Source organism: Blautia sp. MCC269, from assembly GCF_018785655.1.
GTDB lineage: Bacteria > Bacillota > Clostridia > Lachnospirales > Lachnospiraceae > Blautia_A.
The window spans coordinates 25,336-36,266 of the sequence record NZ_WQQE01000043.1 but is presented as its reverse complement, the minus strand read 5'-3'; the positions used below and the strand labels follow the sequence as shown (position 1 = coordinate 36,266).

At 44.6% G+C, this 10,931-nt stretch carries 11 protein-coding genes; 4 read left to right on the top strand and 7 right to left on the bottom strand.

Annotation, left to right across the window (positions count from 1 at the left end):
* Positions 1-44: 44 nt before the first annotated feature.
* Both GPK88_RS14600 and GPK88_RS14595 read right to left on the bottom strand, forming a co-directional pair.
* Positions 45-1,193 carry a toxic anion resistance protein gene (locus GPK88_RS14600; protein WP_148448242.1) on the bottom strand — a complete coding sequence of 383 codons (1,149 nt, stop codon included), beginning with the start codon at positions 1,191-1,193 and terminating at the stop codon, positions 45-47.
* A 70-nt stretch (positions 1,194-1,263) separates the two neighbouring features.
* Positions 1,264-2,499, bottom strand: a complete 1,236-nt coding sequence (locus GPK88_RS14595; protein ID WP_173761890.1) for a 5-bromo-4-chloroindolyl phosphate hydrolysis family protein — start codon at positions 2,497-2,499, stop codon at positions 1,264-1,266.
* Between the two features lie 150 nt (positions 2,500-2,649).
* On the opposite strand from GPK88_RS14595, the gene GPK88_RS14590 reads away from it, so the two are divergent.
* On the top strand, positions 2,650-3,675 hold the full coding sequence (locus GPK88_RS14590; RefSeq protein WP_148448166.1) for a branched-chain amino acid aminotransferase: 1,026 nt from the start codon (positions 2,650-2,652) through the stop codon (positions 3,673-3,675).
* 113 nt (positions 3,676-3,788) lie between these two features.
* Here GPK88_RS14590 and GPK88_RS14585 read toward each other — a convergent pair whose 3' ends face one another.
* A complete protein-coding gene (locus tag GPK88_RS14585; RefSeq protein ID WP_148448164.1) occupies positions 3,789-4,283 on the bottom strand; it encodes a dihydrofolate reductase in 495 nt (164 codons plus the stop codon).
* Between the two features lie 25 nt (positions 4,284-4,308).
* Positions 4,309-5,157, bottom strand: a complete 849-nt coding sequence (gene thyA, locus GPK88_RS14580; protein WP_215707986.1) for a thymidylate synthase — start codon at positions 5,155-5,157, stop codon at positions 4,309-4,311.
* A 211-nt stretch (positions 5,158-5,368) separates the two neighbouring features.
* On the opposite strand from thyA, the gene GPK88_RS14575 reads away from it, so the two are divergent.
* On the top strand, positions 5,369-5,899 hold the full coding sequence (locus tag GPK88_RS14575; RefSeq protein ID WP_148448162.1) for a VanZ family protein: 531 nt from the start codon (positions 5,369-5,371) through the stop codon (positions 5,897-5,899).
* 178 nt (positions 5,900-6,077) lie between these two features.
* On the opposite strand, the gene GPK88_RS14570 is transcribed toward GPK88_RS14575, so the two are convergent.
* From GPK88_RS14570 to GPK88_RS14560, 3 genes are all read right to left on the bottom strand, one after another.
* Positions 6,078-6,509, bottom strand: coding sequence for a hypothetical protein (locus tag GPK88_RS14570; protein ID WP_173761889.1), 432 nt, complete (start codon positions 6,507-6,509; stop codon positions 6,078-6,080).
* Between the two features lie 38 nt (positions 6,510-6,547).
* On the bottom strand, positions 6,548-8,083 hold the full coding sequence (gene malQ, locus GPK88_RS14565; RefSeq protein WP_148448240.1) for a 4-alpha-glucanotransferase: 1,536 nt from the start codon (positions 8,081-8,083) through the stop codon (positions 6,548-6,550).
* 97 nt (positions 8,084-8,180) lie between these two features.
* Positions 8,181-9,119 (bottom strand): alpha/beta fold hydrolase, encoded by a 939-nt coding sequence (locus tag GPK88_RS14560; RefSeq protein WP_173761888.1) that lies wholly within the window; start codon positions 9,117-9,119, stop codon positions 8,181-8,183.
* 193 nt (positions 9,120-9,312) lie between these two features.
* Here GPK88_RS14560 and GPK88_RS14555 point away from each other — a divergent pair, with 193 nt between their 5' ends.
* Together GPK88_RS14555 and GPK88_RS14550 are read left to right on the top strand one after the other, a co-directional pair.
* The gene (locus tag GPK88_RS14555) at positions 9,313-10,467 is read left to right on the top strand and encodes a DUF5067 domain-containing protein (protein ID WP_243279029.1); all 1,155 of its coding nucleotides are present in this window, start codon (positions 9,313-9,315) and stop codon (positions 10,465-10,467) included.
* A 147-nt stretch (positions 10,468-10,614) separates the two neighbouring features.
* Positions 10,615-10,830: a DUF378 domain-containing protein gene (locus GPK88_RS14550; RefSeq protein WP_148448156.1), complete on the top strand. Its 216-nt coding sequence runs from the start codon at positions 10,615-10,617 to the stop codon at positions 10,828-10,830.
* Positions 10,831-10,931: the final 101 nt, after the last annotated feature.

The following is a 10,931-nucleotide window of genomic DNA, read 5'->3' as shown; positions in this document are numbered from 1 at the left end:
AACGCCCTGCCTTTCCTTTCTGAACTATCTTTTCGCTCTTACGCTTAACGCCGGATCTCCAGCAGTTTTGTTTTCAGCTCATTTTCCATACGTCTCATATCTGCTTCTGCTGCCTGACGTTTCTCACGGCCCTCCTGCTGAATCTTCATCACATCATCCAGTGTCTGGATCAGCTCCTGATTGGTCTTTTTCAGAGTTTCAATATCTACAATGCCTCTCTCGGACTCCTTTGCGGTTTCCACAGATGCCAGGTGGAGAGTTTCCGCGTTTTTCTTCAAAAGCTCATTGGTAAGATCTGTAACCTGCCGCTGTGCCTGTGCGGCTTCTGTGGAATGTGCAATTCCGAGAGCCAGAACCATCTGGCTTTTCCAGAGGGGAATGGTATTTACAATGGTGGTCTGGATCTTCTCGATCATGGTGGTGTCATTGTTCTGGATCATACGGATCTGTGGTGCTGTCTGCATGGAAATGGTTCTGGTCAGCTCCAGATCATGAAGCTTCTTCTCAAAACGGTCACATTTGTTTTCCAGATCATTGGCTGCCTGTGCATCTTCCGGAAGTCCGCTTGCCGCTGCTTTCTGATGAAGTTCCCTAAGTTTTCCTTCCCGGACTTCCTGAAGTTTCTTTTTGCCTGCAAGGATGTACATGGAAAGTTCTTTAAAATATGCCAGATTCTGCTCATACATCTTATCTAGCACAGCGGAGTCCTTCATCAGGCGCATCTGGTGCTGTTCCAGGGCTTCTGTAATTTTCGTCACATTTCCCTCGGCTTTTGTGTAACGGTTTTTCAGGGTTTCCACCTTCGCTGTCTGTTTTTTGAAGAAACCGAAGAGTCCCTTTTCTTCTGTGGCATCAAAATCTTTCAGTTCTCCTACCACATTTGCAAGCAGCTCTCCCACCTCTCCAAGATCCTGGGTCTTCACATTTACCAGTGCCGCATCAGAAAAATCTGCCATTTTTTTCTGCGTACCAGCTCCATACTGGAGGATCTGGTTCGTATTTTCAATATCGATCTTTGCCGCAAAATCTTCTACGATTTTCTGTTCCTGAGGAGATAACACCGGTTCCTCCACTGCAGGTTCCTGCGGTTTCTCCGGTTCTTTTGCCGCAATTTCTTCTTTTTCTTCTGTAAGATCCGGTTCCAGAGTCAGCACCGGGGCTTCCACCTCAAAGTCCTTAAATTCTTCTCCCATAATCTTCTCCTTAATCAGCTGTACCTTCCGGCAGTCATCTGCGATTTGTTTTCTCATCTGCTCGTTGTACTTATTTCATTTCCGCATTCTGTTTCATTTTTTCGAAATCATCTTCTGTCAGACCTTCCTGTGCCAGAACCGTATGTAACACAGAAATATCCGTAGATACATCCCAGGCGGTATCCCGGAATATGGAATCCAGAAGTTTTTCAAAAGCAACATTCAGTGTATCAATGGTTTCCTCAATCTCTTTCTTGGAAGCTGTGATATTCTCGCCCTGTACAGGCTGTCCGTCCATATCTTCGTAGGCATCCAGAAGTTTCACCGTCATAGGAAGATAATAATCCATCAGCTTCTTAAGATCCGGGATTACCTCCGGATGTTCTCCGGCACGCTCAAAAATCTTCTGAACGATCAGTTCCATTCTGGAAATCTTCGCGGAAATCTCCTCTCCGGGAATGGCATCATTGCTCTTTCGAATCTTTACCAGAAATTCATTTCCTTTTCTCAGAACTTCCTGGGCCTCCGGGCTCATATTCTCTTCAAGCTGAACTTTCGGATCTGCCTCCTGTTTGCGGAGTTCCAGCTGTTTCTGCGTTTCCAGATACTGCTGATACGTCTCATTGCTGGTGATCAGACAGGTGCCTTCAGCATCTACATGGCCTTCCAGGAACCAGCCTTTCTCGATCATCCTGCTGATATCTTTTTTTACAAATTTCTCTGTCTTTCCTGCTGCCTGGGCAAGTTTCTGGAAATTACAGTAAGTATGGTCTCCCAGTGCACGGATATATTTCTGAAAACGCCCCAGTCTACCAAGACGGCTGGTTCCTGCCCCCAGAAGAGCACCGCCACCTGCCGCGCCTGCACACATCACACCAAGAACCCCTGCCGCTAGTGCACCACAATGACCAAGGCCCATCCAGATCAGAAGCACCATGGCTCCAAGGCCCATACCGCTTAAAAGGATTCCGCCGGAAACTGCCATCATCATGCCTTTCAGATTTTCGCCGGTTGTTTTTCCATAAAGAAGCTCCGTCTGTTTCTTCGCGGCCTGCTCTTTCGCTTTTTTACTTTTTCCATAATAGGGGCTCTGATAGGTATAGCTTCTCTTTCGAAACTGGGGATCATTTCCCGGTTCAAATACGGAATTCATGGCATTTTTCAGAGCCTCACTTCCGGAATCAATTGCCTTATTTACCGTCTGGTTGATAGTATGGCTCAGCTCATGGTAGCTGTTTGAATTCACGGCATTATCTACAATATCCTGAATCTTTTTTCCAAGGTCTTCAAATTCGTGATTGTCCATTTTTTCCTCCAGTCCATAGATAACTTTTATTATAGCGAAATCCCGTTAAAATTACAAGCAAATACAAAAAAGGCGCAAAAAACTATTGAAGTCAGCACGTAAAAGTTTTACAATGGTAAAAAGTAAAAATTCGTAAACGGAGGAATCGTTATGGAAAAAAAGAACATTGACTGGTCCAGCATCGGATTTGGCTACATGCCAACCGACTACAGATACGTGTCTAATTTTAAAGATGGAAAATGGGATGAGGGTACTTTAAGCACAGACCCGAATATCGTACTTAATGAGTGCGCCGGTGTACTTCAGTATTCTCAGAGTGTATTTGAAGGCCTGAAAGCTTACACAACAGAAGACGGACATATCGTTACTTTCCGTCCTGACCTGAACGCAGAGCGTATCGCTGCTTCTGCTGCAAGACTTGAAATGCCGGTATTCCCGAAAGAGAGATTTATCGACGCTGTCAATCAGGTTGTTAAGGCAAATGCCGCATGGGTTCCACCATACGGCTCAGGCGCAACTCTCTATCTTCGTCCGTACATGTTCGGTTCCAATGCCGTAATCGGTGTTAAACCAGCTGACGAGTATCAGTTCCGTATCCTTACAACACCGGTTGGACCGTACTTCAAAGGCGGCGCTAAACCGATCACAATCCGTGTCAGTGACTTCGACCGTGCCGCACCTTGTGGAACAGGTAACATCAAAGCCGGACTGAACTACGCAATGAGCCTTCACGCTATCGTAGATGCTCACAAACAGGGATTTGATGAGAACATGTACCTTGATCCTAAGACTCGTACAAAAGTTGAGGAGACAGGCGGAGCTAACTTCATCTTCGTTACAAAAGACGGCAAGGTTGTAACACCGAAGTCTGACAGTATCCTTCCATCCATCACACGTCGTTCCCTGATCTACGTTGCAAAAGAGTACCTGGGACTGGAAGCTGAGGAGCGTGAGATCTACTTCGACGAAGTGAAAGATTTCGCAGAGTGTGGTCTTTGCGGTACTGCTGCTGTTATCTCTCCAGTTGGAAAGATCAACGACCATGGCAAAGAAATCTGCTTCCCAAGCGGAATGGAGAAGATGGGCCCGGTTATCCAGAAACTGTACGACACACTGACAGGTATCCAGATGGGACGCATCGAAGCTCCGGAAGGATGGATCCATGTAATCGAGTAATCAATTACCGGATTTTGGGATTTATACATAATATTAAGAGCCAAAAACAGGCCGCCGGATTTTTACCGGTGGCCTGTTTTATATTGTTTTTCTGTGTAATTACAAAGCAAGCATTATTTATTTTTTCTCTCATATTTCATAAACGTATACTCCAGATCAAAATACGTCTGCTCTTCACTCTCCGCTGTAACTTCCCAGTCCGAATCCTCATCCAGGTTCGGGAAATGTGCATCTGCTTCATATGCAAAATCGATCTTGGTCACATGGGCCACATCGCAGTAAGGAAGCATCTGTCTGTAAATACTGTCTCCGCCGATGCAGTACACATCCTGTGCCGGATATTTTTCCACTTCTTTTAACGCCTCTTCGATGCTGTGAACGACCACCGCACCTTTTACCTGATAATCCTTATTTCCGGTGATCACAATGTTGGTTCTGTTCTTAAGAGGAAGTCCGTTTGGAAAAGACTCCAGCGTTTTTCTTCCCATAACAACCACTTTTCCTGTAGTTTCCTGACGGAACATCTTCATATCTGCCGGAATGCTTACCAGAAGTTCATTGTTTCTTCCAATTCCCCAGTTTTTATCTGCTGCAACAATAATATTCATCCTGATTTCCTTTCTTTATATGCAATTATACCGCAATCGGGATATTTTTGATCTGCGGCCATGTCTCATAATTCTCCACGATCAGATCATCGGTTGTAAATTTATAAAAATCTTTGATCTCCGGATTCAGTTTTACCGTTGGTGCAGGATACGGTTTTCTGGAGATCAGCTCTTTGATCACCGGAATATGGCGGTCATAAATATGACAGTCCGCAATTACATGAACCAGCTCTCCTGCTTCCATATCGCAGGACTGTGCGATCATCATCAGAAGAAGGGAATACTGACACACATTCCAGTTATTTGCTGCCAGGATATCCTGAGATCTCTGATTCAGAACAGCATTGAGGACCAGTTTATCTTTTCCCGGCTCTTTGGTCACATTAAATGTCATAGAATAGGCACATGGGTAAAGATTCATCTCATGAAGATCCTGATGTACATAAATATTGGTCATGATCCTTCTGCTGTAAGGATTGTTCTTAAGATCAAAAAGAACCCTGTCCACCTGATCCATCATTCCCTCTTTATACTGATGTTTCACACCCAACTGATAGCCGTAGGCTTTTCCGATGGAGCCGTTCTCATCTGCCCAGCTGTCCCAGATATGGCTGTGAAGATCATGGATATTGTTGGATTTCTGCTGCCAGATCCACAAAATCTCATCCATGGCACTCTTTAATGCAGTTCTTCTCAAAGTCAGCGCCGGAAATTCCCTGCGGAGATCATAACGGTTCACAACACCAAATCTCTTGATGGTATAAGCCGGAGTTCCATCCTCCCACACCGGACGTACCTTCTCTCCCTCTGTGCTGGTTCCGTTTTCTATGACATCTTTGCACATGTCAATGAATATATTGTCTGCAAGACTCATTATCTGATTCCTCCCTGTGATTTTCTTCTGTTCGCTCCCGGAAATATTCTTTTTTCTTAAAAATACCCCTGAAATTTATTTTATATTCTAACACATTTTAGTCTTTACTGTCCACTTCCCCCTTTCATCTCCTCCGTCCCTTTTTCTTCTCCCTCTGTTCTTTTTCTATATTTTTCTGGACTTTTCCAGACAACAGTGCTATATTGAAGCCATGAAAATACTGATTACATTATTAAAACCATTTTCTTTTGCACCTGCGATCCTGATGATGTGCGTGATCTACTCTTTTTCCGCACAGACCGGAGAAGTTTCCGGTGCCCTGAGTTATAAAGTCAGCTATCAGATCGTAGAAACAAAAAATGAAATACTTGCCACAGGAAAAAGCCCGGATCAGCTTTCCCAGGAGGCATCCCATATCGAGTTTTATGTACGGAAGGCTGCCCATATGACCGAATACTGTCTGTTGTCCATCTCCATTTCCTTCCCGCTTTATGTTTACGGAGTCCGGGGAATCTGGCTGATGCTTCTTGCAGGATTTGTATGTGTGGGTTTTGCCGGCCTGGACGAATATCATCAGTCTTTTGTGGACGCCCGCGGGCCTTCTGTAAGGGATGTGGGAATTGACAGCTGTGGAGCGCTGATCGGAATTTTACTGGTACAGGCATTCTGCTGGTCTACCTTACATACCCCAGGCAGGAAAAAATCACGAAAAAAACGTCGAAAAAATCAAAGACACAGATAAGTCAAGTGAGGCAAAATATCTACTTTCCTTTGGCAGTCCTGCACCCGATATATGCCACACAACTTACTCAATCAAAAACGGAACATCCCCGGAAGAAATATTTTTTTTCCTCCTGATGTTCCGTTTTTTATGTTTATATGTATCATATTCTGGCAGGCGTTATCCTGCATCTGATATTTTATTTTGCTTCTTCCTCCGGTGCATCATCCAGATTCTCTGCCAGATGTGCCCGTTCCGCAATAGACATCCGTTTCTTTCCAGCTGCCGCATTCTCCTGATCTTTGGCAGCTTCCTCCGCTGCTTTTTTCGCTGCTGCTTCTTCCATATCGTGTTTCTGTGCACCTGCTTTTGCAAGGTTACGGACTGCCATGATCAGAAGCACCGCTCCAATCACAACAAAAATACCTCCCGCTACCAAAAATCCCACACTGGAATCTTCTGCCCCGCTTATCACATTGGCACAGAGACGATATCCTGTATACACAAGATAACCACCTGCAAAAATCCACAGAAGACTGCTTCTTGTGGAAGAATTTCCCTGGCTGGAATTCTTTTCTTCCGTGGTCTCCTGCTGCAGCTCTTCCTTATTTTCTGTTTTCTGTTCTTCCATGATGTATCTTTTATCCTTTCTGATATCCTGACATTTTTTTATTTGTCAGATATCATTTCCACGTCAGCCTCTGTTTTTTCTTGCTCTTCTTTTACAAGTCTTCCATAAAGTTTTGTCATTTTATAAATCTTCTCAATGATTTTTTCATTGAGCTGACCTTTTTTCATACGCCACTTCCAGTTATCACCAAGGGTTGACGGTTCATTAATCCTTGCCTCATTTCCAAGGCAAAGATAATCCTGTACCGGGATCACACAGCGATCCGCCACACTGGACATGGCTGCGCGGATCAGACTCCATACGGCTGCAGTCTCATGCTTGCCCTCACAGCCGATATAAGCCTTTGCAAAATTCCGGTCATGCTGGCTTAAATTGCGGAACCAGCCTCTTGTGGTTTCATTATCATGAGTGCCTGTATACACGATACAGTTTCTTTCATATCTGTGTGTCAGATACGGACTGTCTTCATTCTCATCAAACGCAAACTGAAGAACCTTCATTCCCGGAAATCCGGATTCTTCCACCATCTCAATAACACTGTCTGTAAGAAGACCAAGGTCCTCCGCGATCACATCCAGTTTTCCAAGATTTTTTTCGAGAGTACGGAACAGATCCATTCCCGGTCCCTTTTCCCAGTGGCCGAATTCCGCAGTCTTATCTCCGTATGGAATGGAATAATACTCGTCAAACCCTCTGAAATGATCAATTCTTACCACATCATAAAGTTTCATACAGTTGGCCATCCGGCGTGTCCACCATGCATAGCCTGTCTTTTTATGATATTCCCAGTCATAAAGAGGATTTCCCCAGAGCTGCCCGGTAGCGGAAAAGGCATCTGGCGGGCATCCGGCAACACCAACCGGAAGATTATTCTCATCAAACTGGAACAGTTCCGGCTGTGCCCATGCGTCCGCACTGTCAAACGCAACGTAGATCGGTACATCTCCGATGATCTCCACGCCTTTCTCATTTGCATAAGTTTTCAGCTCTGTCCACTGTTTGAAAAAACAGTACTGCTGGAAACAGTAAAATCCCACTTCTTTCGCAAGTTTTTCTCCTGCCTCAGCCAGTGCGTCTTTTTCTCTGTTTTTAAGCTCTTTTGGCCATTCGATCCAGCTGATCCCGTTCAGACTGTCCTTAATGGCCATATACAGGCTGTAATCTTCCAGCCAGGCGGCATTTTCTTCTACAAACTTCTGATACTCTGGATCTCCCTCACAGTCATAATTTTCAAAGGCTTTTCTTAAGAGACGGAATCTGGAATTATAAATCTTCTCATAATCCACGTAACTCTCACTTCCACCCCAGTCGCAGTTCTCACAGTCACTTTCTTCCAGATAACCAGCTTTTACAAAGGCTTCCAGATCAATAAAATACGGATTTCCCGCAAAAGTGGAAAAAGACTGATACGGTGAATCTCCATATCCGGTAGGTCCAAGAGGAAGGATCTGCCAATATTTCTGCCCAGCCCTTACCAGCTGGTCTACAAACTCATACGCCTCTGCGGAAAAACATCCTATTCCATATTTCGATGGAAGGCTGGATACCGGAAGCAAAATTCCACTTGCTCTCATCATTTATGAATCCCCCTGTTTTCTCAGTAGTTGCGCCCGCTCACAGATGTCTGCAGGAGCACTCTGGTTTTTATTATATCACCCCATCCCAGAGCGTTCAAAGGCATTTTTTGTGGATATATATCAATATATCATGATAAACCTTCTCCCTGTCTTTCTCATTGAGGATCTCATGGCGCATTCCCGGATATAATTTTCCCCGGACATCCCGGTATCCTGCCTGCCGCATGGCACGGACAGCCTTGGCAAACTGGCGGACATTTCCCATACAGGGGTCTTCCGCCCCACTGATAAACAGCACCGGCATCTCCGGTTTCGTACACTTCCAGTGTTTCACATCGTACGCTCTTTTCATCAGGTCAAAAAGTGCCAAATACGCATCATCCGTAAAGGTAAATCCGCAATACTCGGAATCGGAATAATCTTTAACAACCTGCGGGTCGGAACAGATCCAGGAAAAACGGTTTTTCTCTTTTTTAAACCGCATGGCGTAACTTCCAAAAGACATCATCTCGATCAGACCTGCGCTGTGTCTTGGCCCGAAAACAGCTTTTTCCGCCTTTGCCAGGGCTACTCCAACCGGACGAAGCGCATTGTAACTAGGTGATCCGCAGACGATCAGCATATCCATACAGTCATCATGATGGGCTGCATAAGCACGAACAGCCAGGGATCCCATACTGTGTCCAAAAAGAATCAGCGAAAGTTCCGGAAAATGATCCTTGATCAGGCAGTTGACTGTATGGATATCCTGCAGCATGGCATCTGCTCCACCGCCGTACATATATCCCAGGTCTTCTTTGCTCCTCACACTCTTTCCGTGGCCACGGTGATCATGGATCACACTTACATATTTCCGTTCTGCCATATATTCCATAAAAGGAAGATAACGTTCCTTATATTCACTCATTCCGTGAACAATCTGGATGATCCCACGGTACTTCTCGTCACGTCCCAGTTCCGGCACCACTGCCAGACAGGAAATTTCCAGTCCGTCTGCTTTTGAAGGGAATGAGTACTGAATTGTTCGTATCATATTTTCACCTCGTCTTTTCTGCTGCTTTTTTGTTTCTCACAGTATATCATAACACAGGGGGTTTCTCAAACAGTAAACCTATGTTATAATCGTTACGGTAAACCAGATGTGTTACGATTCACTCCATATCCGGTAACTCTGTATCTGGTTTATCTTACCCGAAAACCTAGATGACTTATTGTAAGGAGGAATAATGAATACAGAAGACAATAACGATTTTTACGACGACGAGCTCTCCAGGTCATTGATCTCCAATGATTTCGAAGAGGATACTCCTCGCAAAAAGAAAAAAAGCAAAAAACCACTTGTGATCTGTCTGATCATTCTTCTGATCGCTGCGGTGGCCGGCGGAATTGCCTGGTATATGGTTCAGCGCCATAAACCGGTAGAAGCCACAGAAGAATTTCTCACAGGCATGCAGAATATGGATTTTACCACCATGGAAAACCTTCTCCAGAGTCATGATCTCAGTGCTCTGGATGATGCGGATATCCGTGATTCCGCCTACACAGATTTCTTCACTACTGTCAACAAAAAAATGACTTACAAGATCACCAAAAACAAATTCGACATTCAGAATGGCACCGCAAAAGTAACTGTCCACATGAAATACATCGACGGAACCAACATCTATGCAGCTACCATTCAGGAATATACCCGTAAAGTTGCGGTTGCCGCCTATGCCGGAAAAGAAATGACCCAGGATGATATTCAGGAGATGCTTGCTACCCTTCTTGCGGAAAACGCCTCCACAGCGGATGAGAAATACAGCGAAATCGATATCACCTATCCGCTGATCAAAATCGGAAATGATTGGAAGATTGTTTCTCTGGATGATACTACTGTCAAAGTTATGTGTGCGAACTTCAAGAGTGTAAAAGATGAGATCTCATCTCAGCTTACAGACGATACCACCACAGACAGTTCCAGCACAGATGCCGAATCCACAGGTTCTGATTCTACACAGGCTACAGGTGCATCCATTGATATCACAACAGACAAATTCTCTGTCCGTTTCAAACAGTTCGCAATCTCCAACGATTACGGCGGAAATCCATGTCTGATGATCTACTACGATTACACAAACTCCGGTGATTCCCAGTCCAGCGCATTTGTGGACTTCACTCTCCAGGCTTCCCAGAACGGAGAATCCCTGGAAGGAACTTATCCGGAAGCCAACGATGATGCTGTAGACAATTATATGAACACCATCGATCCCGGAAAGACCGTCACAGTATGCCAGGTATTTCTTCTGAAAGATACCACCAGTGATGTAACCCTTCAGGGAAAAGAAACTCTGAATGTAAGCGGCGGACAGACGACTTCCCAGGTTCTGAAACTGCAGTAAGATACCTGCCAAAATAAAAACGGAAATTTCTCCTTCATGATCTTTTCATGACTGGAAGAAATTTCCGTTTTTTTCTTTTTTCACATACGTATATTTTCCCTGTTTCCGTGAAAAACTATCTCCTGTATAACGAAAGGATGGTGACTTATGGCAAATAAATGTCTGCAGTATTTTGCTCTGACCATTGCTGTGGTCGGCGCCATAAACTGGGGTCTGATCGGCTTCTTTAATTTCAATCTGATAGCGTTCCTGTTCGGAAGCATGAGCTGGCTCTCCCGAATCGTCTACGGGCTTGTAGGTTTATGTGGGCTTTATCTTCTGACTTTCTATACTCTGATCGATCAGGGGGAAGCAACTGAATAAGGTAAGCCGCTACACATAACGCAAAAAATCCTCTGCCACATTGAAAATACAGCAGAGGATTTTTTTATTATAAATAATAAAAAAAAGAACTCTGATCATTC